Source organism: Enterobacter cloacae complex sp. ECL72 (assembly GCF_019056635.1).
Classification (GTDB): domain Bacteria; phylum Pseudomonadota; class Gammaproteobacteria; order Enterobacterales; family Enterobacteriaceae; genus Enterobacter; species Enterobacter hormaechei_C.
Window position 1 is genome coordinate 1,571,268 of the sequence record NZ_CP077659.1, and the last position, 26,613, is coordinate 1,597,880.

Annotated in this window: 24 protein-coding genes and 1 pseudogene; 8 read left to right on the forward strand and 17 right to left on the reverse strand. The window is 54.2% G+C overall.

Features of this window, described 5'->3' with window-relative positions:
- Positions 1–72 precede the first annotated feature (72 nt).
- The 3 genes from KTH07_RS07650 to blr all read right to left on the reverse strand — a co-directional run bounded on the left by KTH07_RS07650 (position 73) and on the right by blr (position 1,169).
- Positions 73–513 (reverse strand): DUF2569 domain-containing protein, encoded by a 441-nt coding sequence (locus KTH07_RS07650; protein WP_017693547.1) that lies wholly within the window; start codon positions 511–513, stop codon positions 73–75.
- Between the two features lie 85 nt (positions 514–598).
- Complete coding sequence (ydgT, locus tag KTH07_RS07655; RefSeq protein WP_000217941.1) at positions 599–814, reverse strand: transcription modulator YdgT; 216 nt, start codon at positions 812–814, stop codon at positions 599–601.
- A gap of 229 nt (positions 815–1,043) precedes the next feature.
- Positions 1,044–1,169 (reverse strand): division septum protein Blr, encoded by a 126-nt coding sequence (gene blr / locus KTH07_RS07660; protein ID WP_151884424.1) that lies wholly within the window; start codon positions 1,167–1,169, stop codon positions 1,044–1,046.
- A 239-nt stretch (positions 1,170–1,408) separates the two neighbouring features.
- Here blr and KTH07_RS07665 point away from each other — a divergent pair, with 239 nt between their 5' ends.
- The gene (locus KTH07_RS07665; RefSeq protein ID WP_017693546.1) at positions 1,409–2,449 is read left to right on the forward strand and encodes an oxidoreductase; all 1,041 of its coding nucleotides are present in this window, start codon (positions 1,409–1,411) and stop codon (positions 2,447–2,449) included.
- 56 nt (positions 2,450–2,505) lie between these two features.
- Here KTH07_RS07665 and add read toward each other — a convergent pair whose 3' ends face one another.
- The 3 genes from add to malX all read right to left on the reverse strand — a co-directional run bounded on the left by add (position 2,506) and on the right by malX (position 6,415).
- Complete coding sequence (gene add, locus KTH07_RS07670) at positions 2,506–3,504, reverse strand: adenosine deaminase (RefSeq protein ID WP_015570661.1); 999 nt, start codon at positions 3,502–3,504, stop codon at positions 2,506–2,508.
- Between the two features lie 96 nt (positions 3,505–3,600).
- A complete protein-coding gene (locus KTH07_RS07675) occupies positions 3,601–4,773 on the reverse strand; it encodes a MalY/PatB family protein (RefSeq protein ID WP_032619782.1) in 1,173 nt (390 codons plus the stop codon).
- Positions 4,774–4,822: 49 nt separating this feature from the next.
- The gene (gene malX, locus KTH07_RS07680) at positions 4,823–6,415 is read right to left on the reverse strand and encodes a maltose/glucose-specific PTS transporter subunit IIBC (RefSeq protein ID WP_032619781.1); all 1,593 of its coding nucleotides are present in this window, start codon (positions 6,413–6,415) and stop codon (positions 4,823–4,825) included.
- Between the two features lie 179 nt (positions 6,416–6,594).
- On the opposite strand from malX, the gene KTH07_RS07685 reads away from it, so the two are divergent.
- On the forward strand, positions 6,595–7,623 hold the full coding sequence (locus tag KTH07_RS07685; protein ID WP_217310905.1) for a Mal regulon transcriptional regulator MalI: 1,029 nt from the start codon (positions 6,595–6,597) through the stop codon (positions 7,621–7,623).
- Positions 7,624–7,724: 101 nt separating this feature from the next.
- On the opposite strand, the gene KTH07_RS07690 is transcribed toward KTH07_RS07685, so the two are convergent.
- On the reverse strand, positions 7,725–9,251 hold the full coding sequence (locus tag KTH07_RS07690) for a YdgA family protein (protein ID WP_023303635.1): 1,527 nt from the start codon (positions 9,249–9,251) through the stop codon (positions 7,725–7,727).
- A gap of 99 nt (positions 9,252–9,350) precedes the next feature.
- A complete protein-coding gene (gene manA / locus KTH07_RS07695) occupies positions 9,351–10,526 on the reverse strand; it encodes a mannose-6-phosphate isomerase (RefSeq protein WP_032619780.1) in 1,176 nt (391 codons plus the stop codon).
- A 199-nt stretch (positions 10,527–10,725) separates the two neighbouring features.
- On the opposite strand from manA, the gene fumA reads away from it, so the two are divergent.
- Positions 10,726–12,372, forward strand: a complete 1,647-nt coding sequence (fumA, locus tag KTH07_RS07700) for a class I fumarate hydratase FumA (protein WP_015570656.1) — start codon at positions 10,726–10,728, stop codon at positions 12,370–12,372.
- Between the two features lie 182 nt (positions 12,373–12,554).
- On the forward strand, positions 12,555–13,949 hold the full coding sequence (gene fumC / locus KTH07_RS07705) for a class II fumarate hydratase (RefSeq protein ID WP_017693543.1): 1,395 nt from the start codon (positions 12,555–12,557) through the stop codon (positions 13,947–13,949).
- Here the strand turns inward: fumC and tus are convergent, their stop codons facing one another.
- The 3 genes and pseudogenes from tus to KTH07_RS07720 form a co-directional block, all read right to left on the reverse strand.
- Complete coding sequence (tus, locus tag KTH07_RS07710; protein WP_217310906.1) at positions 13,950–14,879, reverse strand: DNA replication terminus site-binding protein; 930 nt, start codon at positions 14,877–14,879, stop codon at positions 13,950–13,952.
- Positions 14,880–14,953: 74 nt separating this feature from the next.
- Entirely contained in the window at positions 14,954–16,252 is a 1,299-nt protein-coding gene (gene rstB / locus KTH07_RS07715; RefSeq protein WP_023303638.1) for a two-component system sensor histidine kinase RstB, read from the reverse strand.
- A gap of 281 nt (positions 16,253–16,533) precedes the next feature.
- Positions 16,534–16,760 (reverse strand): annotated as a pseudogene (locus KTH07_RS07720) (hypothetical protein).
- A 151-nt stretch (positions 16,761–16,911) separates the two neighbouring features.
- Between KTH07_RS07720 and KTH07_RS07725 the strand changes: the two are divergent.
- On the forward strand, positions 16,912–17,076 hold the full coding sequence (locus KTH07_RS07725) for a YnfU family zinc-binding protein (protein WP_213083756.1): 165 nt from the start codon (positions 16,912–16,914) through the stop codon (positions 17,074–17,076).
- Between the two features lie 161 nt (positions 17,077–17,237).
- Here KTH07_RS07725 and KTH07_RS07730 read toward each other — a convergent pair whose 3' ends face one another.
- The 3 genes from KTH07_RS07730 to rstA all read right to left on the reverse strand — a co-directional run bounded on the left by KTH07_RS07730 (position 17,238) and on the right by rstA (position 19,370).
- Positions 17,238–17,456: a cold shock domain-containing protein gene (locus tag KTH07_RS07730; RefSeq protein WP_017384577.1), complete on the reverse strand. Its 219-nt coding sequence runs from the start codon at positions 17,454–17,456 to the stop codon at positions 17,238–17,240.
- Between the two features lie 387 nt (positions 17,457–17,843).
- On the reverse strand, positions 17,844–18,263 hold the full coding sequence (gene iraM, locus KTH07_RS07735) for an anti-adapter protein IraM (RefSeq protein WP_015570651.1): 420 nt from the start codon (positions 18,261–18,263) through the stop codon (positions 17,844–17,846).
- A gap of 390 nt (positions 18,264–18,653) precedes the next feature.
- Positions 18,654–19,370: a two-component system response regulator RstA gene (gene rstA, locus KTH07_RS07740; protein WP_015570649.1), complete on the reverse strand. Its 717-nt coding sequence runs from the start codon at positions 19,368–19,370 to the stop codon at positions 18,654–18,656.
- Between the two features lie 127 nt (positions 19,371–19,497).
- Between rstA and KTH07_RS07745 the strand changes: the two genes are divergently transcribed.
- A complete protein-coding gene (locus KTH07_RS07745; RefSeq protein WP_063161997.1) occupies positions 19,498–19,833 on the forward strand; it encodes a GlpM family protein in 336 nt (111 codons plus the stop codon).
- Here the strand turns inward: KTH07_RS07745 and folM are convergent.
- The 3 genes from folM to ydgH form a co-directional block, all read right to left on the reverse strand.
- Positions 19,830–20,552: a dihydromonapterin reductase gene (folM, locus tag KTH07_RS07750; RefSeq protein WP_003857550.1), complete on the reverse strand. Its 723-nt coding sequence runs from the start codon at positions 20,550–20,552 to the stop codon at positions 19,830–19,832. The two genes, KTH07_RS07745 and folM, sit on opposite strands and share 4 nt — an antisense overlap.
- 39 nt (positions 20,553–20,591) lie before the next feature.
- The gene (locus KTH07_RS07755; RefSeq protein WP_003857548.1) at positions 20,592–21,974 is read right to left on the reverse strand and encodes an amino acid permease; all 1,383 of its coding nucleotides are present in this window, start codon (positions 21,972–21,974) and stop codon (positions 20,592–20,594) included.
- Between the two features lie 185 nt (positions 21,975–22,159).
- Positions 22,160–23,104: a DUF1471 family protein YdgH gene (gene ydgH / locus KTH07_RS07760; RefSeq protein ID WP_000769339.1), complete on the reverse strand. Its 945-nt coding sequence runs from the start codon at positions 23,102–23,104 to the stop codon at positions 22,160–22,162.
- Between the two features lie 535 nt (positions 23,105–23,639).
- Here ydgH and pntA point away from each other — a divergent pair.
- Positions 23,640–25,169 (forward strand): Re/Si-specific NAD(P)(+) transhydrogenase subunit alpha, encoded by a 1,530-nt coding sequence (gene pntA / locus KTH07_RS07765; RefSeq protein WP_017384575.1) that lies wholly within the window; start codon positions 23,640–23,642, stop codon positions 25,167–25,169.
- Between the two features lie 10 nt (positions 25,170–25,179).
- Positions 25,180–26,568 carry a Re/Si-specific NAD(P)(+) transhydrogenase subunit beta gene (gene pntB / locus KTH07_RS07770; protein ID WP_017384574.1) on the forward strand — a complete coding sequence of 463 codons (1,389 nt, stop codon included), beginning with the start codon at positions 25,180–25,182 and terminating at the stop codon, positions 26,566–26,568.
- Positions 26,569–26,613: the final 45 nt, after the last annotated feature.

Below are 26,613 nucleotides of genomic sequence, written 5' to 3' on the forward strand. Positions count from 1 at the left end.
TAGCCTGAAATAAAATAGCCGCCTATTATCGGATAAACGACAACAGGCCACAACAGGTTAACTGTAAGGTTATTACGGGTTGACAAAGGTCTTCTTAACGCGCGTCGAACGCTTGAAATAAGGGACCAGAAGCGCCGTCGCCAGTAGCGGAAACAGTAACTGGCGAACCGCCAGCGCGTCAGACACTGGCGAGAAAGCGAATGCTTTGACAGCCAGCAGCACGGAGACCAGCAGCCAGATAATGTAATGTTTTGGCACGTTTTTGCGGCGTTTGAAGAAGGCGATAGTCAGCCACAGCGTGTAGTACCACATCGCGATCGCGAAAACGAACGACACAAACCACGTTGCAATATTGAGCGCACTCTGGGACATCAGTGTCTGGATAGCATGAGGCGTAACCAGTGCGGTGGTGTATAGCAACAGCGCCAGCGAAGCGCTTAATAATGCCACCAGCAGCCATGCCAGCGGGGCGATTAACCAGCCCCCAATTCTCTCTCCAGGCAATGCGGTCATACGCTCTCCCATAGTCTGCGCGAAATGTTATACAGAAATTTGCAGGGCGGAGAGTATATAACATTTCACGCCGAAGGCTACTTTCTTATACAACGTAACGCCATACGGATTTAGGCACTTCCCCCACATTGAACAGACGACCGCCAGAGACCAGTTCGGCGCGACGATGGTCAGCAGCGCGGTACATATTGATGATGTCCTGATTATCCGACAGCGTGTAGTTCAGATGGTCAAACAGTTTTTCCAGGCTTTCAAGGGAATTGATCTTGCGAAATTTTAATAAATAGTCCTGAACTGTCATGTTAATAAGTTTCCATATAAAAGGGTAATACCCATAAAGGTAATGCGTTCGAATAATAAACGGATTAATAAAGACGTAAACTGTCCACTCGGGTAACGCGACGAAATTAGGAGTTTTCTTTGCGAAGATTCAGGCATCAGCAGATGCCTGGAAGAGAAGGGTAACCCCGTTCATTACGGCTGGCAATACGTTCCATGACGTAACGTGTCACGCTTTATGACGACACGGCTTACTTTTGTTGTGCGACAGTAACAGGCTCCGGCGGCTGGTAGTTATCGATATGGCTGGCGATGCCGAGCAATACGACTGAAACCCCAAGGACAATCCATCCCGCTAATTCAATGATTCGATTAATTATTGACGACATAATTTGTGTTTGTAATTTATCCATAAATACAGATTACAAATGTTACAGCGCCCTTTTCGCCAGAGCAAGCGCTTTGGGAACGATTCCCCGAACCCATATACACACTTTAATGCGAGGTAACAAAAAACGCTGTCGCAAGATGCTATTTTAACTCACAGGGCACATTATTAATCTGTGCGTTAAGCACAAGGCCAGTGATAAATAAGCGCACAGCGAGGGGGCAAACGATGAGTGAAAACATCCGCGTCGGTCTTATTGGCTACGGGTACGCAAGCAAAACCTTTCATGCACCGCTGGTTGCCGGCACGCCGGGAATGGAACTGGCGGCTATCACAAGCAGCGATGAGACTAAGGTCCGCGCCGACTGGCCAGCCGTGCCGGTGGTAACGGAGCCTAAGCATCTGTTTAACGATCCTAATATTGACCTTATTGTCATTCCTACTCCTAACGACACTCATTTCCCCCTGGCGAAAGCGGCGCTGGAGGCAGGGAAACATGTTGTTGTCGATAAGCCCTTCACCGTGACGTTGTCACAGGCGCGCGAGCTGGATGCGCTGGCGCGAAGTCTGGGTCGGTTATTATCGGTCTTTCACAATCGGCGCTGGGACAGCGATTTCCTGACGGTTAAGGCGCTGATAAACGAAGGTACGCTCGGCGAAATTGCCTTTTTTGAGTCGCATTTCGATCGTTATCGTCCGCAGGTGCGAGATCGCTGGCGCGAGCAGGCGGGACCGGGTAGCGGCATCTGGTATGACTTAGCGCCGCATCTTCTCGATCAGGCCGTTCATCTGTTTGGTTTGCCCGTGAGCATGACGGTCGATTTAGCGCAGCTCAGGCCGGGGGCGCAGACCACCGACTATTTCCATGCCATTTTGAGTTATCCGCAGCGGCGCATTGTGCTGCACGGGACAATGCTTGCGGCGGCGGAATCGGCCCGCTATATCATTCACGGGGCGCGCGGCAGCTATGTGAAGTTCGGCCTGGATCCGCAGGAAGAGCGCCTCAAAAATGGCGAACGCTTACCGCAGGAGGACTGGGGCTACGACATGCGCGACGGGGTGGTGACGCGTGCGGAGGGTGAGGTACTGGTTGAAGAGACGGTATTGACCCTGCCGGGGAACTATCCAGCGTATTACGCCGCCATTCGTGACGCGCTGAACGGTTCAGGTGAAAATCCGGTTCCCGCAAGCCAGGCAATCCAGATTATGGAGCTCATCGAGCTCGGGATCGAATCTGCCAAACATCGCGCAACGCTCTGTCTGGCATAAGTGCCAAACGCTTTCGTAGGCCGGGTAAGCGCAGCGCCACCCGGCAGTAAAGAGGACTACTGAGCAACTTTATCGCGCAGCGCCTGTTTCTCTTCAGGCGTCAGGAAGGCGATCTCCAGCCCGTTGATTTGCGCCTGACGGATCTGCTCGCGGCTCAGCCCGGCCTGTGGTGCGGCGATGTTGTATTCGTGAATAATATCCACGCCCTGAACCGCCGGATCGTCCGTGTTCAGCGAAGCCAGCACCCCGTGTTCGAGGAAGGTTTTCAGCGGGTGTTGCGCCAGCGACGCCACTGTACTGGTCTGAATATTGGAGGTCAGGCAGGATTCGATTCCAATACGTTGTTCGGCGAGGAAATCCATCAGCGCGCGATCTTCAATGGCTTTCACGCCATGACCTATACGTTCCGCACCCAGCTCACGAATGGCCTGCCAGATGCTTTCCGGCCCCGCGGCTTCCCCCGCATGAACGGTAATATGCCATCCTGCATCACGTGCGCGGTTGAAATGAGACAGGAACAGACTGCCCGGGAAGCCCAGCTCGTCACCGGCCAGGTCGATGGCGGTGATCTGGTCGCGATGCGCCAGTAATGCTTCCAGTTCCTGAAGACAGGCCGCTTCACCGAAGGTACGGCTCATAATGCCGATCAAACGCGCCTGAACGTCAAAGGTTTTGCAGCCTTCACGCACGCCTTCAATGACCGCTTCAACCACGCCCGCTACGGGGAGGTTGTGGGTCATCGCCATATAGCCTGGGGAGAAACGCAGTTCAACATAGTGCAGGCCGTTACGCGCGGCATCTTCGATGTTTTCAAAGGCGACACGGCGACAGGCATCGACCGAGGCCAGCATCTTCACGCCCCAGTCGAGCTTGCTCAGAAAACTCACCAGATCCGGTTCGTTCGACGTGACCTGAACATGCGGGATCAGGGTTTCAAGCGTTTCGGCAGGGAGGGTTAAATTGAACTGGCGACCAAGATCGAGAATGGTTTGGGCACGAATGTTTCCGTCGAGGTGGCGGTGAATATCAGTTAAAGGCAGGCGTGTATCAATCATGGTCGCACTCTTTGCTGGTTAAAGTGCGCCATATTATAAAAACAAAACGGGGTAAAAAGCTATTTGCGCAAGGGAATATTCCGTTGCGCAAATGATTTACAGCAGAGTGTTGATGCCGGCGATAAGGCGTTGAACGCCCTGTTCAAGCTTACTACGCGGACAGCCAGCGTTCAGACGCACATAGCCTTTACCTTCATCCCCATAGGTATATCCCGGCATGATGGCCACTTTTTGCTGATCAATCAGCACGTTTTGCAGCGTATTGTCATCAATGCCAAGCGGGCTGAGATCGATCCATGCCAGATAGGTGGCCTCGGGCGGTTGCCAGTTGAGTGTCGGAAATGCAGTATTCAGTTCGTCAGCAATGTAGCGCAGGTTTTCTTCGAGATAGGTCCGCAGCGCGTCCAGCCAGGGTTCTCCCTGTCGGTAGGCAGCAATGTGCGCGGTCAGCGCCAGCACGGAAGGGGAAGAGAGTCCGTCCCGACCTTTTAATGCATTCAGATAGGCGCTACGGCTGGCGTCATCGGCGATAAGCCCCCAGGCACCCGTCAGCGCCGGAATGTTGAAGCTTTTGGAACCCGAGGTCAGCAGCGCCCATTTACCGCGCGCAACCTCATTCCACGGGGTATGACGATGCGTGCCCCATACCATGTCCATATGAATTTCGTCGCTGATCACCGCTACGTCATAACGTTCACACAGGGCCGCTATTGTGGTCAGCTCTTCCCGCGTCCAGACTTTGCCGGTCGGGTTTTGCGGGCTACACAGCAGCAGCACCTTGTTTTCCGGTTTTGACAGCGCCGCTTCCAGCCCGGCCATATTGCCCTCCCAGCCATGCGCTGTTTTCTGCATCGGCACGGAAACAACGGTACGCCGGTTGCCTTCGATGGCTTTATAAAAGGCATCGTAAGCCGGGGTATGGACCACCACGCCGTCGCCAGGCGAGGACCAGAGGCGGATCAGCTCCGAGACCATATAAATGACCGACGGCCCATACACCACGGTTTCGGTATCAATCTGACTGTTAAAGCGTTGCCGGAACCAGTGCGCCACGGCGGCCAGAAATTCGTCATTTTTCCAGCGACTGTAGCCAAACACCCCGTGGTTTATTCGCTGGTGCAGCGCATCGGTAATGCAGGGGGCGGTGGCGAAATCCATATCAGAGATGGTGAAGGGCAGCAGGTCGGCAGCGCCAAAACGGTCAGCGACATAATCCCACTGGGTACACCAGGTGCCGTGTCGATCCACGACGGTTGAAAAATCAAACATGACGGTGCTCCGTAAAGTAAAACCCCCTCATGACGAGGGGGGCGAGGCATCAGGCTTCGACGGTTCGCATCAGGGTTGCCAGCTCATCCTTCACTGACTGTACCTGCGGGCCAATGACGACCTGCAAATTGTGTTGATTTAACTGTACCACGCCGATAGCCCGGTTAGCTTTAAGTGCGTTGGTATCCACTTTGGACATGTCCGCCACCGACAAACGCAGGCGGGTGATGCAGTTATCCAGAGAGGTAATGTTATCCGCACCGCCCAGCGCCGCCAGAATAGCCGGCGTGTTATATCCGGATTTCCCAACGGTACCAGCTACCGCCTGTTCAACGCTGGTGGCCGTATCGGTATCGCGGCCAGGCGTTTTCAGGTTAAAGCGGGTGATGGCGAAGCGGAAGATCCCGTAGTAAACCGCGAACCAGATGGCGGCCACAACCGGCACCAGATACCACTTGGTGGACAGACCGTGCAGGATACCGAAGACCACGAAGTCAATCACGTTACCGTCGGTGTTACCGATGGTCACACCGAGCACAGCCATCACGGTAAAGCCCAGGCCCGTCAGTACGGCGTGGATGAGGTACAGTACCGGCGCTACGAACAGGAACAGGAACTCGATAGGTTCTGTCGTACCGCCCACCACGCAGGCAATAACGCCGGAGATCAGCAGACCTTTAATTTTATGACGATTTTCCGGACGGGCACAGTGGTACATCGCCAGCGCTGCGCCCGGCAGGCCGCCGAGGAAGGCAGGCATTTTACCCTGAGAGAGGAAACGCGTCGCACTTTCAGAGAAGCCGTGAGTGGTCGGGCAGCTCAGCTGGGCCTGGAAGATGGTCAGCGCACCGCTAACGGAATGACCGCAAACGTCCATGGTACCGCCAGCTTCGGTAAAGCGGATTAGGGCAACCAGGATATGCTGTAAACCAAATGGCAGCAGCAGACGTTCACCCGTACCGAAAATCATCGGGCCGAAATCACCCGCGCCGTTGATAATGCGGCCGATACCGGTGATCCCCATGGCAAAAATCGGCCAAATCAGAGGGATGATCAGACCAAACAGACCCATCACAACCAGCGTAATGATTGGCACAAAGCGGGTCCCGCCGAAGAAGGCCAGCGCATCGGGCAGGCGGATGTTGTGGAAGCGCTCGTGCAGCATCCAGATAATCACCCCCGCGATCACGGCTCCAAGGATCCCGGTATCGATGGACTGAATACCAATCACGCTCTGAATGTTATTGGCTTTCAGTACCGCCGCGTCGGTCGTGGGCAGGATCCCTTTGGCAGTCAGACAGAAGTTAACCGCAAGGTTCATGACCGCATAGCCAACGAAGCCCGCAAACGCCGCCACGCCTTTATTTTCGCGCGCCAGACCCAGAGGAATGGCGATACAGAACATTACCGGCAGGAAGCTAAAGGCAAAAGAGCCGACCTTGCTCATCCAGATGAAGATCGCCTGAAGTACCGGATTTCCGAGGAAAGGGATCAGGGTAATGACGTCGTGGCTGCTTAACGAGCTGCCGATCCCCAGCATGATCCCGCAAAAAGAGAGAAGCGCCACGGGCAGCATAAAGGTTTTACCCAGTTGCTGGAAAAACTCCCACAGCGATATTTTTTGTGCTGCTTTCGTCGTCATAAAACGACTCCTTAAATGGTAGAAAGAGATTTAACGACCTCGATGGGGCGAGAAGATAAAACGTTTTATCAAACTTTAGTGCGCGCTAAATCACATTCTCAGGCTTTTACTGGTAGTATAAAGATAACGTATTGATAAAACGTTTTAGCGATCTCATTATCAAGGAGTCACGCCACCACATGGCTGTAGCGAAAAAGATCACCATCAACGATGTCGCGCTGGCGGCGGGGGTTTCCGTCAGCACCGTTTCGCTGGTATTGAGCGGGAAGGGGCGCATCTCTCCTGCAACGGGTCAGCGCGTCAACGAGGCCGTTGAGCAGTTAGGCTTTGTGCGTAATCGCCAGGCGTCGGCGCTGCGCGGTGGGCAAAGCGGGGTGATAGGGCTGATCGTTCGCGACCTCACGTCGCCGTTTTATGCAGAACTGACCGCCGGGCTTACCGAGTCGCTTGAAGCGCAGGGGCGAATGGTTTTCCTGCTCCACGGTGGGCGCGAACCGGAGCAGCTGCTCTCCAGGCTGGATATGCTGCTGACGCAAGGGGTGGATGGGGTGATCGTGGCCGGCGCGTCCGGCGTGGGCAGTGAAGTGTGTGAGCGCGCGGCGCAGAAAGGCGTACCGCTGGTGTTTGCCTCGCGCGCCAGCTATCTCGACGAAGCCGATACCCTTCGGCCAGATAACATGCAGGCCGCGCAAATGCTGACCGAGCATCTTATTCATCGCGGCCATCAGCGCATCGCCTGGCTCGGCGGTAAAAGCTCGTCCCTGACGCGTGCCGAGCGGGTGGGCGGTTACTGCTCCACGCTCATCAAATACGGCCTGCCGTTTCACAGCGAATGGGTGGTGGAGTGTGAATCCAGCCAGAAAAAAGCCGCGGAAGCCATCGGCACGCTGCTTCGCAACAGCCCGACGATCAGCGCGGTGATTTGCTATAACGACGTCATTGCGATGGGGGCGTGGTTCGGTTTGATCCGCGCCGGACGCCAGAGCGGTGAGGGCGGGGTAGAAACGTTCTTCGGCCATCAGGTGGCGCTGGGGGCGTTTGCGGATGTCGGTGAAAATGCATTAGACGATCTCCCCATCGTCTGGGCGACGACGCCGGCTCGTGAGATGGGGTACACCCTGGCAGACAGGATCATGCAGCGCATTGAAAATACGGACGTGCAGGCCGGGCATCAGATTGTGGCTGCGCGGTTAGTGACGGTGAAGTAAACGCTTTGCTTGCACGGGCCTGCAACGGCTCAGGATCGGAGGCCGGGTAAGCGTCAGCGCCACCCGGCAATAAAAAACCCCTCATGCGAGGGGTTTTTCGTTTACTGCTGCGGTACTGCCGGCGGCGCTGCCGGTTCAGCCGGTGCCGGAATGCCCAGCGTCGGCATACCAAACATACCGACAAACTCTTCCAGCGGCATTTTGTCGCCGTTGAGCGTCACCTGGCCATTAGCATATTGCAGGCTGGTGGAAATGGTGTTGTCTTCCACCTTCGTGATGCGGAACATCTGGCCCATCGCCGCCAGGCCTTTCACCTGTTGGTTTGCCAGTTTCCCTGCATCTTCTTCACCATACCCTTCAAGTTTCGCAATCTGCGTCATGAACTCGGTCGCCATATCCATCGGGATGGTCAGCTTGCTGTCGAGCGATTTCACGCTGCGGTCAACTTCCTGCGCCAGGGTCTGCGGTTCGCCGGTCGCAGCGGCCGGATCCTTCAGGAACAGCGACAGGTTGAAGTTGGTTTCGCCTTTGCCGTTTTTCCAGCTCAGTGGCGCAACGGTAATCACCGGCTCGCCCTTCAGCAGGATCGGCAGGTTATTAAACAGCACCGTCATCGCCTGCTGCTGGTACGCCTGCGGGTTCTGTTGCAGGGCGGCATCGGTCAGCAGAGCCTGGCTCTCTTTACTGTATTTCTGACTGAATTCATGCCACGCCTGGCCGTCAATGTTGCCGATTTTCAGAGACAGCTTACCGGTACCCAGATCCTGATTCTGTACTTTCAGGCTTTTCAGGCTGTAATCCAGCTGGGTGTTGATGCTTTTACCGTCTTTGGAGACGTCAGACTTACCGTCCAGATCCATGCCTTCCAGCACCGCCATCTCTTTGCCTTCGATCGCAATGGCGATCTTATCGAGGCTCAGTTTCTGGTCGCCGATACGCTCATCAAAATCGGTCATACGGCTATTGCCGCTGGCTTTAAGGTTGTTGAAAGTAAGCTGAACCTTCTGGTTATATTCATTGACTGAATTCACCAGGCCGCTGGCGGCATCGCCGGTCAGGGAGACATTCTTGCCGTCGCGATCGGCATCAAGCTGGAAATTACCGCCGCTGAAGGCGACTTTGTCAGTGCCTTGTTCGTAATTCAGGGCTTTCAGGTCGATGTCGGAATGCGTATCACCGGCATAGCTGATGCGGGTATTGATCTCAAACGGCGACTCATTTTTCGCCATATCGAAAATCGGCTTCGTCACCTCGTTATTCACCAGTACGGTTCTGGCGGATGCCATGGAGGGGATCAGGTTAAACTTTTTCAACTGCGCCAGCGGGAACGGACCGTGGCTGACCACTTCATCCAGCACCACGCTCTGGCCCGGTTTCAGCCAGGCGTTCTGATTACCCGCAACCGGCTTCACCACCACCTGCATATGGCTGGTAAACACGCCACGCTGGTAGTTCTGGTACCTCAGCTCCAGACCTGCTTCAGGCGCGCTGCGCTTAATCTCGCTGTTTGCCTGCGTCATCATCTCTGCCAGACGGCTTTCCAGCTGTTTCCCGGTATACCAGGAAGCACCCGTCCAGATCACGCCTAAAGCAACAATCACTCCTACCGCTACGACCGATTTTTTCATTGCGATTATCCCTAAAATGAAACCAGGCGGTTAAAACCGCCTGGTGTTACAACGCCTGTTACTAGCTTAGCAAGAGTTGTTAAAAAATTCAGTAAGTCCCTAAAGCTTATTAAAAACACGCGCCAGGCGACCGGTGCCGCTCACCTGGACAGGCGACTCGTTGGCCGCGACAAAGGCGGATTCACCCGGTTTAAGCACCAGACGCTCGCTATCTTTATGCAACGTCGCTTCGCCTTCTACACAGAACAGGATCGCTGCGCTCTCCTGTGCAATGGCGGTTTCGTCTGCGCTGAGGTCGTGCAGCGAGAAGGCAAAATCGTCAACCGGAATCGGGAAGTCCAGCTCTGCGCCGTTTTTCACCGGCTGCGTAAGCAGCTCCGCAGCAGGTTTCGCCACGAACTTCACGTTGGCAACCAGCTCAGGGATGTCGATGTATTTTGGCGTCAGGCCCGCGCGCAGTACGTTATCGGAGTTAGCCATCACCTCCAGCGCCACGCCGTTCAGGTAGGCGTGCGGGGTTTCAGCGAACAGGAACATCGCTTCGCCCGGGTTGAGCTTCACCACGTTCAGCAGCAGCGGAGAGAAGAGACCGCTGTCGTCCGGATAAAACGTGGAAATTACGCGAATGGTGTCCCATGGCTCACCTTGCTGGCTGTTCAGCGCGGCTTTCAGCACCGCCAGCGCGTGGGATTTTTCCTCGCCCTGCATATTCAGCAGGCTGGCAAACAGCTCGCTCAAGGCTTCTGCGTTCGGGTTTTCCAGGAAATGGGCGATCGCGTTGTGAGCCCCGGCGACCGGTTGCAGCAGGGAGATGATCTCGGAAAACTCGCGGAAGGCATTCATCGCCAGGAAAGGGGTAAGGGCGAAAACCAGTTCCGGCTTGTGGTTAGGATCTTTGTAGTTACGCTCTGCGGCGTCTAACGGAATACCGGCGGCATTTTCTTTGGCAAAGCCCAGCTCAGAGGCTTTTTTGTTCGGGTGAACCTGAATGGAGAGCGGCTGGTCGGCGCACAATACCTTGAACAGAAACGGCAGCTCACCAAAACGATTCGCCACTTTATCGCCGAGCAGTGCGGCTTTGTCGGCGTCGATGACGTCACGCAGGCTGCGAACCTGGCCGCTGGCATCTTCAATTTTTGAGCTGCTCTTCGGATGCGCGCCCATCCACAGCTCTGCCATCGGCAGGTTGTCCGGGTTGGCGATACCGTAGAGATCCGTTAACGCAGTTTTACTTCCCCAGGCGTAGTTTTGCACTGAGTTGATGAGTTTTTGCATTATCAAGCCCTGATTCATATGTGGAATTAACTCCGCGTATTAAAGCAATAAACCGAATGGAAGTAACCTGCGGATGTAAAAAGTCGTACTAGTCTCAGTTTTTGTTAAAAAATTGTGTAGGATAAGCTGACTCGCTTTTAAGCCGGGCAGCGGAACATCTGCCCTGAATAAACAGACCGAAGCAGTAAGTGAGAGAACAATGTCGAATAAACCCTTCCATTATCAGGATCCTTTCCCCCTCAGTCAGGATCAGACCGAGTATTACCTGTTAACCCGCGATTACGTTTCTGTCTCTGAGTTTGAAGGGCAGGAGATCCTCAAAGTTGACCCGCAGGCGCTGACGTTGCTGGCGCAGCAAGCCTTCCATGATGCTTCCTTTATGCTCCGTCCGGCGCATCAGCAGCAGGTTGCTGATATCCTGAGCGACCCGGAAGCCAGTGAGAACGATAAGTACGTTGCCCTGCAATTCCTGCGTAACTCTGATATCGCGGCGAAAGGCATTCTGCCGACCTGCCAGGACACCGGCACGGCGATTATCACCGGTAAAAAAGGCCAGCGCGTCTGGACCGGCGGCGGTGACGAAGCGGCGCTGGCGCGCGGCGTTTACAATACCTACACCGAAGACAACCTGCGCTATTCGCAAAACGCGGCGCTGGATATGTACAAAGAGGTGAACACCGGCACCAACCTGCCTGCGCAGATTGACCTCTACAGCGTCGACGGTGACGAGTACAAATTCCTCTGCATCGCCAAAGGCGGCGGTTCAGCCAACAAAACCTATCTTTACCAGGAAACCAAAGCGCTGCTTACCCCGGGCAAGCTGAAGAATTATCTGGTCGAGAAGATGCGCACCCTCGGCACCGCGGCCTGCCCGCCGTACCATATCGCGTTTGTGATTGGCGGTACGTCTGCCGAAAGCACCCTGAAAACCGTTAAGCTGGCCTCAACCAAATACTACGATGGCCTGCCAACGGAAGGTAACGAACATGGTCAGGCGTTCCGGGACGTGCAGCTTGAGCAGGAACTGCTGGCCGAAGCGCAGAATCTGGGCCTGGGCGCGCAGTTTGGCGGCAAATACTTCGCGCATGACATTCGCGTGATCCGCCTGCCGCGCCACGGTGCTTCCTGTCCGGTGGGCATGGGCGTCTCATGCTCGGCGGATCGCAACATCAAGGCGAAGATCAACCGCGACGGCATCTGGATCGAGAAGCTGGAGAACAACCCGGGCAAATATATTCCTGAAGAACTGCGTAAAGCGGGCGAGGGGGAAGCGGTTCGCGTGGACCTGAATCGTCCGATGAAAGAGATCCTCGCGCAGCTTTCGCAGTATCCGGTTTCAACGCGCCTTTCCCTGAACGGGACGATTATCGTGGGCCGCGACATCGCCCATGCGAAGCTGAAAGAGCGCCTGGACAACGGCGAAGGGCTGCCGCAGTACATTAAAGATCACCCGATCTACTACGCAGGCCCGGCAAAAACGCCTGATGGATATGCTTCCGGCTCGTTAGGCCCAACCACGGCGGGCCGTATGGACTCCTACGTCGACCAGTTGCAGGCCAACGGCGGCAGCATGATCATGCTGGCGAAAGGCAACCGCAGCCAGCAGGTGACGGACGCGTGCCATAAGCACGGCGGCTTTTACCTCGGCAGTATAGGTGGCCCGGCGGCGGTGCTGGCGCAGGGAAGTATCAAGAGCCTGGAGTGCGTGGAGTACCCGGAACTGGGTATGGAAGCGATCTGGAAAATTGAAGTGGAAGACTTTCCGGCGTTCATCCTCGTGGATGACAAAGGTAACGACTTCTTCAAACAGATCCAGTCTTCCCAGTGTTCGGCGTGTGTGAAGTAATTCTGTAAATTGCCGGGTGGCGCTGACGCTTACCCGGCCTGCATTCTCGTAGGTCGGGTAAGGCGCAGCCGCCACCCGACATCAAAAAGAGCGCACAAAGCGCCATAACGTTTCTCAGAAGTCATCAATACTTATCTCTTAAGCATGTGAGCAATCCCATCTTTGTTATCAAGGAGTAAGTAATGACAATGCATCGCCGCGAGAAAGACTCCATGGGCGCCATCGACGTCCCGGCCGACAAGCTATGGGGCGCACAAACCCAGCGTTCGCTGGAGCATTTCCGCATTTCGACAGAGAAAATGCCCGTCTCGCTAATCCAGGCGCTGGCGTTGACCAAACGCGCTGCCGCCAAAGTCAATCAGGATCTGGGCCTGCTGGATGCCGATAAAGCCACCGCCATCATCAATGCCGCCGACGAAGTGCTGGCGGGCAAACATCCCGACGAATTCCCCCTTGCCATCTGGCAGACCGGCTCAGGCACCCAGAGCAACATGAACATGAACGAGGTGCTGGCGAACCGCGCAAGCGAGCTTCTTGGCGGCGTGCGCGGCATGGAGCGCAAGGTCCACCCGAACGATGACGTGAACAAAAGCCAGAGTTCCAACGACGTGTTCCCGACGGCCATGCACGTGGCGGCCGTCATCGCAATCCGCGAGCAGCTTATCCCGCAGCTCAACGTGCTTAAATCTACGCTTAACGAGAAAGCGCAGGCCTTCCGTGACATCGTTAAAATTGGTCGTACGCACCTTCAGGACGCCACGCCGCTGACGCTCGGCCAGGAGATCTCCGGCTGGGTGGCAATGCTGGAGCACAATCTTAAGCATATCGACAACAGCCTGCCGCATCTGGCGGAGCTGGCGCTCGGCGGGACGGCGGTGGGCACTGGCTTAAACACCCATCCCGAGTACGCGGTGCGCGTGGCCGAAGAGCTGGCGAAGATCACCGGGCAGCCGTTTGTTACCGCTCCGAATAAATTCGAAGCGCTGGCGACCTGTGATGCGCTGGTGCATACCCATGGCGCGCTGAAAGGGCTGGCGGCCTCGCTGATGAAAATTGCCAACGACGTGCGCTGGCTGGCCTCCGGCCCGCGCTGCGGCATCGGCGAAATCAGCATTCCGGAAAACGAGCCGGGCAGCTCCATTATGCCGGGTAAAGTGAACCCGACCCAGTGCGAAGCCATGACCATGCTGTGCTGTCAGGTGATGGGTAATGACGTGGCGGTTAACATGGGCGGCGCGTCGGGTAACTTCGAGCTTAACGTCTATCGTCCGATGGTGATCCACAACGTACTGCAATCGATTCGTCTGCTGGCCGATGGCATGGAGAGCTTTAACGAGCACTGCGCGGTGGGCATTGAGCCTAATCGCGAGCGAATCAGCCAGCTGCTGAATGAGTCTCTGATGCTGGTAACGGCGCTGAACACCCATATTGGTTATGACAAAGCGGCCGAAATCGCTAAAAAAGCGCACAAAGAGGGGCTTACCCTGAAAGCCTCTGCGCTGGCGCTGGGCTACCTGACGGACGCCGAGTTTGATGCCTGGGTCCGCCCGGAAGCGATGGTGGGCAGCCTCAGATAATCACTGCGCCACATACAGGTGCAGCCGCGGAATAATCAGCTGTAGCGGCTGCGCCTGGGGTTTATAGCGATGCTGAACGTTTTCAGCATCGTAATCCAGCAGTTCCCCGATATCCGGCACCACCGCACCCTGATCGGCATCGTAGAGCGCAATCAGCGGCGTCGGGCAGGCGTATTGCACCTGCTTTTGTTGTCCGGCGTACCAGACGCGGGCGATAGGCTGTACCTTCACCGGACGCTTTATTTTAAGACGGGTATCAGCTGGCAGGGAGGCAATGCTGTGGTACTCCTGCTCCAGCCGTTCAATCCACTGTTCCCGCGACCACGGGGCGACCGTTCGCGGCGATTTCAGGCTTTTCTCCAGATGAGCCAGGATCTCATCGCGCGTGAAATTTTTAATGATGTGCTTGTTGGCCCAGCCGAAGCGCAGCGTGGCGGGGTGGCGCAGTACCGTCAGCGTGCGGTAAGCATTCAGGGTGATCAGCCCCGGAAGCTGGCGATGCACCCATTCAAAACGGGCAGCCGGCGCCAGCCCGGACTCAACGGTTACAATCATCTCAAAGGCGGCTTTCAGCGTATTGATATGCGTAATCTGCGCCTCAATTCCTTCACGCGTTGCGGCATCCGTTTGCAGGCAGATGACGCCGGGCAGACGAACGGCGGCCTTACTGCTGCGATTTTCGGACTGCTGCTGGATGAAAAGGCGACGAAAGTGCTGCAACGTCATTTCCAGCGCCGCCTTGCCAATATGCTGCGTCACCTCAATGGTGTTCAGCGGGTCGTGCTCCGCGCCTTTCGCCACCTCGGGCAGGGAAAAGACGCGGGCGGCCAGCAGGCGGCAGTCATGAAGTTGCCCCGTGAGGGTCAGTAACGCCTGCTCTATTTCCCGAAATGTGGTGTTAAGCCTTTCGATGAGATCGTAAGTTGCCATGGCAGCCCTTAATTAGTTACAACATACTACTGATATAGCATAACACGCCGGGTCAGGCCAGCGTGCGGTTTAGGTCAGGCAGGTACGGGAAGGGGAAGATTGTGATAGATCGGCCAGCTAAAGACGAACCGGGCTCCACCCAGCTCGCTCGCTTCGCAGCGAACCGAACCGCCCATCGCCTGGGCAATAGAACGGACAATAGCCAGCCCCAGACCACAGCCGCCGGTAGCCCGGTCGCGGCTGGGATCGAGGCGCACAAACGGCTCAAAAACTTTTTCACGCTCCGCCGGCTCAATGCCGGGGCCATCGTCTTCCACACACAGAATCGCCTGGCTTCCCTGCAAATCTAAACCTATGCGCAGCGTCGTTTCGCTGTAGCGCATGGCGTTGTTCATCAGATTATCCAGCACGCGTTCCATCAGGCGCATGTCCAGTGCGCCGTACGCGCCGGGGGTAATGGCTGTCAGCAGTTTTCGCTGAGGGTTAACGCTCTGCACATCGTTAATATGCGTCTGTAGCCAGACGGGGAGATCCGGTGTACTGAGGTGCAACTCCGTCTGAGGCCGATCGAGGCGGGCATAGGTCAGCAGCTCTTCAATCAGCGCTTCAAGCTGGCCAATATCCCGATTGAGCGCCTGCGATTCCGCCCCGGTGAGGTTCTCGCTCATTTCCAGGCGATAACGCAGGCGTACCAGCGGAGTGCGCAGTTCATGCGCAATACCATCGATCAGCTGCTTCTTGCTGGCAATCAGGGCGTTGATGTTATCGGCCATCTGGTTGAAGGCAATACCGAGCCGGTCAAAACTGGAACCGCTGTCGAAATGTATGCGTTCAGTTAAATGACCCTCCCCAAAACGCTGTGCGGCGGATTCCAGTTTCAGCATGTCCTGCCAGTGCGGTCGCATCCAGATGAACACAGGTAAAGCGAGCGAAATGGCAATAAAGCCCAGCAGAGCGAGATCCAGCAGGCGCATCTGGTGCAGGTAATAGAGATAGGGCACTGGCCCGACGGCCAGAACATAATGGCTGCGCGGAATACGCTGAATGAAGGTATATTTCTCGTCCAGTGCGACGATGTCTCCGTCGCGCAGACGCTGCATCGCAGGCGGCGCTAAGTCAAAATCCTTCATGGGTTCGATACGCAAATCAAACGACAGATTCAGATCCAGCTCTTTTAACGTGCGCGCCCAGTCATGAGGAGGAATTTCTCGCAGCTCGCTACGCATCAGATAGAGCGAGCTTTTCATCAGATCGTCCAGGGATTGCCTGCCCGCGCGCTCTGCGGTGAATTTGTAGACCAGCCCGACCAGCATGGTCATCACCAGAAAGCAGACAAACAGCAGGAGATAAAACTGCACAAACAGCTTTTTCATTGGATAGCACCGCTAAATCAATCAATTAAGAACCTGGCTTTACTTCGTCAGCCCTGCGTGGACATGCATATCACCACAGGAGCGAAGAAGGTTGATGATACACTTTCTTCGGAAACAGAGGGAGCAAAGTGAACAGCACGATTATGCGGAATAGTTAAATTTAAAGGGCAATGTCGTAAAAAAGCCTGCATTTTGCAGGCATTAATAATGATGGATTGTAATTTTTCTCATTCTGAGTGAAATAAATGCTGTGTTGTTAACCGGACTAGTGACAGAAAATATTATAAATATTGTTTGGCAGCATCAGATATTTCCTGAGAGGTAAGTTCCCTGTCTGAAGCAACATAGATAGAATTATGATCTCCCGTCAACGACGGAAAGCTTGCAGTCATGATCTGAAGATTAATTTCTTCACCATCCGGATATGTCTGGCGTACAGACGTTATGCCCTTAAGCACGATAATGACTTTGCTGGGGTTGGCATTAAAAAAATGATCACCTTTTTCATATATCACTCTATATCTCTTTGTGATTGTGCAAGGTAAGAATGTTCCAGAAGCGTGGCTCCTTTCTATTTTTTGCTCTCTTTGGAAAATAAAAGCAAGCAATATCCTGCCTTAACGTGTATGGTGGCAATCCTTTTCATTCAGGAGCAGCCTATGTCGGGACGTAAAAACTCGCAACTTCGTCGCAATTATTTAGTCAAATGTTCATGTCCAAACTGCGCTAAAGAGTCAGAGCACAGTTTCACTCGCATACAAAAGGGGGCCCAACTTGTCTGTCCCTACTGTAGCGCTTTGTTTAAATCCTCTCAGCGTCTCTGAAGAAATACTCATACAAGAAGTGGAAGAGACGATGTTTTTCGCGGCCGCCTGACCTCAATAACACTTTACTGATTTATAAGCAGTTAGCATCGGATTGTAGACTGCTTGTGCAGTCCACGAGCCAGAAGCAACATCATCGTCAACGCGGCTGTGTGCTGATATTATTTATCGCAAAGCGTTACATTCGCAGCAGCAGGGCCTTTATCGCCGCTTACGATGATAAATTCGACTTTCTGACCTTCAAAAAGTGTTTTGAAGTTCTCTCCCTGAAGGGCAGAGAAATGCACGAAAACATCTTTGCTGCCATCTACAGGGGAGATAAAACCAAAGCCTTTATCTTCCTTAAACCACTTAACCAGACCTAAAATTTTTGATGACATAAAGACTCCATTTGAACATTTCCGAAGTGATATAAAAGCTAATAAACATATAATGCTAAGGTGTGGACTCAAAAGGAGGGGATATCAGCGATAGCGCCTGGTTATGAGAATTGTCATGCAACTTGTCCAACTATTATTGGATCGGACTAACGAGACCATTAATGCACGGGCAGGGTTAATTAGCAATTTTTATTTTAGCCTTCCGGATGGCTTGCTTAAAATTGCACAATAAAAATTAATTTGGTACAAGAAGCCAGAGTTGCCAGGCGTGACTACAGCCCAAATGTCCCCACAGGAGCATTTGGGCTGTAGTCACGGAGATTTATCCGGACAAAGGCGGTGCAGCAGAAATATTAATTATCTTGATCTCAATATTTCCGATTTTCGCTAATGTCTGGATTTACCTGTGCTGACAATCAGTGGGTTGGTGGCAAACCCATGCGGGCATTTCCGCGCGTTGCAATGCACCGCGTAAGTGCATATCTCCTCGTGCTGGTTTCGATTGTATGGGCAGGCCATCTTGTTTTTAATTTCACTCCACAACATTTCGTTGTAAGGTGATATGTTGTATATCGATATAGGCTTGAAAACACCATTTATGAAGACGCCATTTTTTGTCGGATATATCCTGTCACCGGGGTACAAATAGACATCGCTTTCATACCAAATGATGAGTTTCAAGAACTTGAGTCCCAAGATGCTTGAATAAACGATTCCCGTGTTAGGACAAATTACCGAGCTAATGACTCTCCATGACATTGCTATACCTCTTTCATTAAATAATTGAGAGAGTATAAGGTTTAGCATGAGAATTAGATTTCTGCAAACACGTAAGCTATTGAAAAAGATCGATATTATTTATATGTTCGCCATTATCCCCTTTGTTTTCATAAGGATAAGATAATGATTAAGTCAATTGTAAAGATCATTTTTAGCCTAATGTGCATTTAAGTGACGGATTTTTGATCGATGATGGTGCCTGCTCTGCTGAATATATATTGTACTATAGCAATCAAATACATTAGCGCTACTTTTGTTTACGCGAAAAATGCACATCGAAATAGAACTGGAGAGAGGAATCAGACCAGAGGATATGTCATAACTGACGATGCATATAATCGATAACTTTCGACGAATATCGATAACAATTCCGATGCATCGTCAGTTATTTTTCGAATATTCCTGTTTGCTCCTTTTTCAGGTTTCCCAGGCGTGCGGTGCAAACAGATAGCCCTTGTTGCGTACGGTTTTGATGCGGTAAGGTTCCGTGGCGTTATCCAACAGTTTTTTACGCAGTCGTGAAATCGCCACATCAACGCTACGATCCATTCCGTCGTAACTTACGCCGCGCAGATTTTTCAGTAATGCATCCCGGTCCATAATTTGTCCGGCATGGGTTGCCAGCTCCCACAGCAGGTCAAAATCTGCGGTTGAGAGCGCAATCAGCTCCCCGGAAAGCATAACCTGTCGGTTGACCGGGTCGATAGAAAGTGTGCCGAAACGCATCGCTTTATGCGGCGTTAAGGAGGGCGCAGGCGCTTCACGCTCAGCGCTGGCACGCTGACGCAGATGGAGGCGTAAACGGGCTAGCAGAACCGCCGGCGGCGTGGTTTTCAGGATGTAGTCGTTTGCGCCCATCTCAAGCGACAGAATATGATTCATATCGCTGTCGAGAGAGGTCAGCAGCACGATCGGGCCGTCCCATTTCGCGCGCAGATCCCGGCAGAGCGTCATACCATCTTTCCCGGGCAGCATGATGTCCAGCAACACCAGATCCGGATTTTCGCGGTTGACGACGTCTTCAGCGCGATCGCCACGAGGCTCGACAACCACTTCCATATCATGTTTACCCAGATAAGCGGCGATTAATTGCCCCACCTCGGGTTCATCTTCAACATAAACAATCTTATTCATACAACGTCTGTCATCGCGAAAAACGTCAACATACACCGCGCAACCTTAACCTTCCATTAATCTTTCAAAATTAGCCGGAGTTCCGTTATCCTGCACGGGAATGTTATTTGATTGTTAAGGGAAAAGAATGGGGCTGGTGATAAAAGCCGCGCTAGGTGCGCTGGTCGTGCTGCTGATTGCGGTGCTGGCTAAAACGAAGAACTACTATATTGCCGGGCTGATCCCGCTGTTTCCCACCTTTGCGTTAATCGCGCACTATATTGTGGCCTCTGAGCGGGGTATTGAGGCACTGCGCGCCACCATTGTGTTCGGGATGTGGTCGATCATCCCATATTTTATCTACCTGCTGTCGCTGTGGTACTTCACCGGTTTTATGCGTCTGCCCCTGGCGCTGGGCGGGGCGGTGGTCTGCTGGAGCCTCAGCGCCTGGGTGCTCATCTTCTTCTGGAGCCGCTTTCACTAGCGCAGGGGGCGGCCACCGTCCACGGCAAACGTTCGGCCCGTGACGTAACAGCTGGTCAGCAGATAATCGATCAGGTCGATCACCTCTTTCTCGCCGGGCGCAATTTTCATTAACGACTTGTTGAGCGCCTGCTGACGATACTCGGCATCATCGCCTTCGTTAAATAAAATCATCGCCGGAGCAATCGCGTTGACCTTTACCTCGGGCGCCAGCTTGCGTGCGAAAGAGCGGGTCATATTATCCAGCGCGGCTTTGCTGGCCGCATAGGCGATGTGTTTGTCGCTTCCTCGCTCCACCACGTAATCGGTGAAATGGATAATGTCTCCTGCGGCATGGCCGTGTCCGCGCAGCAAATCCTGTAGGGCATGGTTGAGCAGATAAGGCGCATTAACGTGGATCTGCATCATGCAGGCGAGCGTTTCGCTGAGTGAATGTCCTGCTTTTTCGGGAAGCCAGGTACTGGCGTTGTGAATAACCGCCCGCAGTCCGTGGGTGGTCGACTTCACTTTGTCCGCGAAGGCGAGAATACCTTCATCTGTGGAGAAATCCGCCTGAATGCAGACTGCTCCGGCATTTCGTAGCCCTTCAATGGAGGGATATTCCGTGCGGTAACTGACGATAACCGGATGGCGAAGATTGAGAAAGTGATGGGCGAGGGCGAGGCCAATGCGACGGCCTGCGCCAGTGATCAATATTGGGCGTTGCTGCGTGTGTCCCATCGTAATCTCCTTTTCAGTTCAACAATGGGACAGGCGGCGCTATCCCATTAACATCCACGTTGCCGGTACGGCAGCGACTAACAGCAAACCTATCAATGCCATTTCGCGGCGCTTAAGGGCATTATCAAGCTGATGTGTACGGCGAGCGTAGATAAACACCAGCAGGCCCGGCGCGTAGAGCACCACGGACAGCAGCAGATGCATCGGTCCGGAAGCATACAACAACCATAGACCGTAAATACAGGCGCCGACGCCTACCGCATAGTGTGCCGGGCGGGTCGCAATTTTTAACAGATATGCGCCCACTAAGAAATAGGGTACCAGAATCATCTCGGAGGCAATGGTCAGCAGCGTGTTATAGTCCGATCCTGTGAGCCAGATCAGCACCAGACAGACCTGCACGCTGATGTTGGTGAGCCACAGAGAGGCCGATGGTGCACTGTTTTTGTTCTGACGGGCAAACAGGCGCGGGAAAGCTTTGTGCGTGGCGGCCAGGAACGGGACTTCCGCTGCCATAATGGTCCAGCTCAGATAGGCGCCGCAAACGGAAACAATCAGACCCGCCGCGATAATCACGTCCCCCCAAGGGCCCAACATTTTCACCATCAGCCCGGCCATGGACGGGTTACGCATTTCCGCCAGTTCAGGGCGGGCCACCACGCCGAGCGACAACAGCGTCACCAGCAGATAAACGCCCAGCGCCGCCAGTACGGCCAACAGCGTGGCGCGTCCCACATCGCGCTTGTTACGCGCGCGGGCAGAGACCACGACGGCACCTTCAACGCCGATGAACACCCACAGGGTGATCAGCATGGTATTTTTCACCTGTTCCCAGACGGGGACGCCCAGCGCAATGCCGCTGAAATCGAGCGTAAAGACATCGAGACGGAAGGCGAGGAAGGCCAGCACGACGAACAGGCCAAGCGGCACCAGCTTGGCCAGCGTCGCCACCAGGTTAATGCTGGCTGCGGTCTGGACGCCACGCAAAATCAGCCAGTGAACTATCCACAGCAGGACCGAGGCGCCGACGATGGACTGCCAGGTATTGCCGTCGCCAAACAGGCGCAGTTCGGGCGTATCGGTAAAGAAGCTGAGCGCCGAGAAGACGATAACCAGATAGGAGACGTTGGCGATCACCGCGCACAGCCAGTAACCCCAGGCGGAGCAGAAGCCGATCAGCTCGCCGAAACCTTCCCGGGCGTAAGTGAATATTCCGCCGTCCAGATCCGGTCGGATACGGGTCAGCAGCAGCATGGCGAACGCCAGCAGCAAAATCCCGACACCGGTAATGCCCCAGCCAATCAGTAATGCGGCCGGGCTGGCGACGGCCGCCATGTTCTGCGGCAAACTGAATACGCCCGCGCCCAGCATTGAGCTCAATACAAGTGCAGTTAAAGCACTCAGGCCAAGTTTCTTTTCCATTGGCTTCCTGTTATGAAAAGTCCAAATCCAGAATAATTATTTCGCTAAGGCGCATAAAAATGGTGGATCACGCTAAGGCGCGGGATTTTACGGAGTGTGAAGGATGCATGCAATGACGTGTGGCAGAAATCAGAAAAAAAGTAACAAAAAAGGCGGCACTGCGCCGCCTTTATGACACCGTTTTGTTACTTGTACAGATCGGCGCTGATGGTCAGGTTGTTACCACGTTCCTGCCACTGGCGGGTGATGTGGTAATACTTCGCGCCTTTCTTCGCAGCACGCTTCGCCACCTGATAGGAGATTTCCGTCATGTTGCCATAGTTGCCCGTAAACTTGATGCTGTCGAACGGAACCATCTGCGCGGCAGTGGCTTTGTTCAGCTCTTCAATTTTCGTGCCGTCTGGTAACGTAACGGTATAACGACCGCCTTTGGTGGATTGGGTTTCAAAGAAACGACCCACTTCAGCGCTTGGTGCCGCCGAGGTTGCAACGCCCGGAATTTCCACTTTCTTCGCTTCTTCACCGCCTTTCGCTAACGCGGCACGTCCCGCATCTGAATCCGCTGGAATGGCATCCGGGCTTTGTACTACGCGTTTTTTCGCATCTTGCTTATAGATGAAGGCGGTGATGCGCTGGTTTCCGCCCTGGTTGGCATCAACCTGACGCACGATATAGAACGCGTAAGCGCCTTTTTCTCTCGCGGCTTTGGTGATGGCATCGTTAACTTCAGGCTGGCTGCGGTAGAAGCCCTGAACGGTCACGGTGTCATACGGTTCCAGCTGAACAGCCTGATCTTTCGGCAGTTCAACAATGCCGTTAATCACGCGGTTTTTCTGTTCATCTGCTTTTGGGGCATTCTCTTTGTACAGCGCAATCGTCACGCGCTGGTTGCCGCTGTTGCCCTGATCGGACTGGTCAACAACGTAAAACGAGGCAGCGCCGTTTTTATCGGCGGCTTTTGATGCGGCGGCGACGGCATCGCCAATAGAGTTATAGCGACCCACAATGACCGTATGGTCAAAAGGTTTTAACGCTGCCGCTTGCTCCGGCGTCAACTCTGTCGCGGCATTCGCAGACAGGGCGGTCGCGGAAAGAAGTGCGGACGCCAGGAGTGTGTTCTTAAGCTTCATAAAAATAATCCTTCGCCTTGCGCAAACCATGTACTGGTGTTGTTGTTAATTTGAGACGGTCCCGATTATGGCATTTAACACCCGTCGCTGTCTGCGGCATTTTTCACAGCCTGTGCTCACCAAAGGACCTGATTCGATAACATTTTGTGATATGTGGAAAAAACAGGCGTTTCACAAGCAAAACTGATTAAGCATATGACTTTTACAAGTTAATTTAATGTTAATGAGTTGTTCTTTTATGGCGCTATATCATGTTTTTACCGCTTCGCTTGCGCGATTTATCGGTCCTGAAGGCGAATTTAAGGTAAATATCTCTGTCAGTGACCCCGATCGCTTATTTTTCACAGATAAAGTAAGAAATAGTGTTTTCTGGCGGTAGATCACGGGCGCTATTTTCAGTAGGTTATAGAAAGTTTGTTACTGTTTTATTTTCCGGGGTTAATCATTCTCCGTCGATATCTCGATGGTGAAAATTGATACAAACCGTGGGCAATTATCGACAAACCATCATCAAAAACCGATGGAAGGGAAAACTATGCGTATTGGGGTACCAAAAGAACGGTTAGCCAATGAAACCCGCGTAGCGGCAACACCAAAAACGGTGGAGCAACTGCTTAAACTGGGTTTTACCGTCGCGATTGAAAGCGGCGCGGGCAAACTGGCGAGTTTCGATGACGAGGCCTTTACTCAGGCTGGCGCGGACGTAGTGGACGGTGCTGAGGTCTGGCAATCACCCATCATTCTGAAGGTCAACGCACCGGAAGAGAGTGAAATTGAACTGCTGAACGCGGGCACTACGCTTGTGAGCTTTGTCTGGCCAGCCCAAAACCCGGAGCTGATGGAGAAGCTGGCAGCACGCGGTGTCACCGTGATGGCGATGGACTCCGTGCCGCGTATTTCGCGCGCGCAGTCTCTGGATGCGCTGAGCTCCATGGCGAACATTGCCGGCTATCGCGCCATTGTCGAAGCTGCGCATGAGTTTGGTCGCTTCTTTACAGGTCAGATTACGGCGGCAGGTAAAGTACCACCCGCGAAGGTGATGGTGATTGGTGCCGGTGTGGCAGGTCTTGCCGCTATCGGGGCCGCAAACAGCCTGGGCGCTATTGTTCGCGCGTTTGATACCCGGCCGGAAGTGAAGGAGCAGGTGCAGAGTATGGGCGCCGAATTCCTTGAGCTGGACTTCAAGGAAGAAGCGGGCAGCGGTGATGGTTACGCGAAGGTCATGTCTGAAGCCTTTATTAAGGCGGAAATGGCGCTCTTTGCGGCGCAGGCAAAAGAGGTGGACATCATTGTCACCACCGCGCTTATTCCGGGTAAACCGGCGCCGAAGCTGATCACCCGTGAGATGGTGGATTCCATGCAGCCGGGCAGCGTTATTGTCGATCTGGCGGCGCAAAACGGCGGTAACTGTGAGTATACCGTGCCAAACCAGGTCACGACGACCGCGAACGGCGTGAAGGTGATCGGTTATACCGACCTGCCAGGGCGTCTGCCAACCCAGTCCTCTCAGCTGTACGGCACGAACCTCGTTAACCTGCTGAAGCTGCTCTGCAAAGAGAAAGACGGCAACATTACCGTTGATTTTGATGATGTGGTGGTGCGTGGCGTTACCGTGGTGCGTGAAGGGGAAATCACCTGGCCTGCACCGCCGATTCAGGTTTCCGCTCAACCTCAGGCTGCGCCGAAAGCGGCGCCAGAGCCCGCGGAGCCAGCAAAACCTGCGTCGCCGTGGCGCAAATACGCCATCATGGCGCTGGTTATTATCCTGTTTGGCTGGCTGGCGGATGTCGCGCCAAAAGAGTTCCTTGGCCACTTCACCGTCTTCGCGCTCTCCTGCGTGGTGGGTTACTACGTCGTGTGGAACGTTTCTCATGCGCTGCATACCCCGCTGATGTCGGTCACCAATGCCATCTCCGGGATTATCGTGGTCGGGGCATTGCTGCAAATTGGTCATGGCGGCTGGATCAGCTTCCTGAGCTTCATTGCGGTGCTGATCGCCAGTATCAATATTTTCGGTGGTTTCACCGTGACTCAGCGCATGCTGAAAATGTTTCGTAAAGGCTAAGGGGTAGCATATGTCTGGAGGATTAGTTACAGCCGCATACATTGTTGCTGCAATCCTGTTTATTTTCAGTCTGGCGGGGCTTTCCAAACACGAAACGTCTCAGCAGGGAAATAACTTTGGTATCGCCGGGATGGCGATTGCGCTGATTGCCACCATCTTTGGGCCGGACACCGGCAACGTGGCGTGGATCCTGGTGGCGATGATCATCGGCGGCGCGATTGGTATTCGTCTGGCGAAACGCGTTGAAATGACCGAGATGCCGGAGCTGGTTGCCATTCTGCACAGCTTCGTGGGTCTGGCGGCGGTGCTGGTGGGCTTCAACAGCTACCTGTACCACGAACCGGGCCTGGAGCCGATTCTGGTGAACATCCACCTGACCGAAGTGTTCCTCGGCATCTTCATCGGTGCGGTGACCTTCACCGGGTCGATTGTGGCGTTCGGCAAGCTGCGCGGGAAGATCTCTTCCAAACCGCTGATGCTGCCTAACCGCCACAAGCTGAACCTGGCGGCGCTGGTCGTTTCCTTTGTGCTGCTGGTGGTCTTCGTGCGTACCGAAAGCGTAGGCTTGCAGGTGCTGGCGTTACTGGTGATGACCATCATCGCGCTGGCCTTCGGCTGGCATCTGGTGGCGTCTATCGGCGGAGCAGATATGCCGGTGGTGGTTTCCATGCTGAACTCCTACTCCGGTTGGGCGGCGGCGGCGGCAGGCTTTATGCTGAGCAACGACCTGCTGATTGTCACCGGTGCGCTGGTCGGTTCTTCCGGTGCGATCCTGTCTTACATCATGTGTAAGGCGATGAACCGTTCGTTTATCAGCGTCATTGCGGGTGGCTTCGGTTCTGACGGCTCATCAACCGGTTCTGATGAGGAAGTGGGTGAACACCGTGAAATCAGCGCGGAAGAGACCGCAGAGATGCTGAAAAACTCGCATTCCGTCATCATCACCCCAGGCTATGGCATGGCGGTGGCGCAGGCGCAGTATCCGGTGGCGGAAATCACCGAGAAACTCCGCGCGCGCGGCATCAAGGTTCGCTTTGGTATTCACCCGGTGGCGGGGCGTCTGCCAGGCCACATGAACGTGCTGCTGGCGGAAGCGAAGGTGCCTTACGACATCGTGCTGGAAATGGACGAGATCAACGATGATTTCGCCGACACCGACACCGTGCTGGTGATTGGCGCCAACGACACCGTTAACCCGGCGGCACAGGACGACCCGCGTAGTCCGATTGCGGGTATGCCTGTTCTCGAAGTGTGGAAGGCGCTGAACGTCATTGTCTTCAAACGCTCTATGAACACCGGCTATGCTGGCGTGCAGAACCCGCTGTTCTTTAAAGATAACACCCACATGCTGTTTGGCGACGCCAAGGCCAGCGTGGATGCGATCCTGAAAGCGCTGTAATTGCGCTTCATCCTGACAAACCGCCCCCTGGGGCGGTTTTCTTAT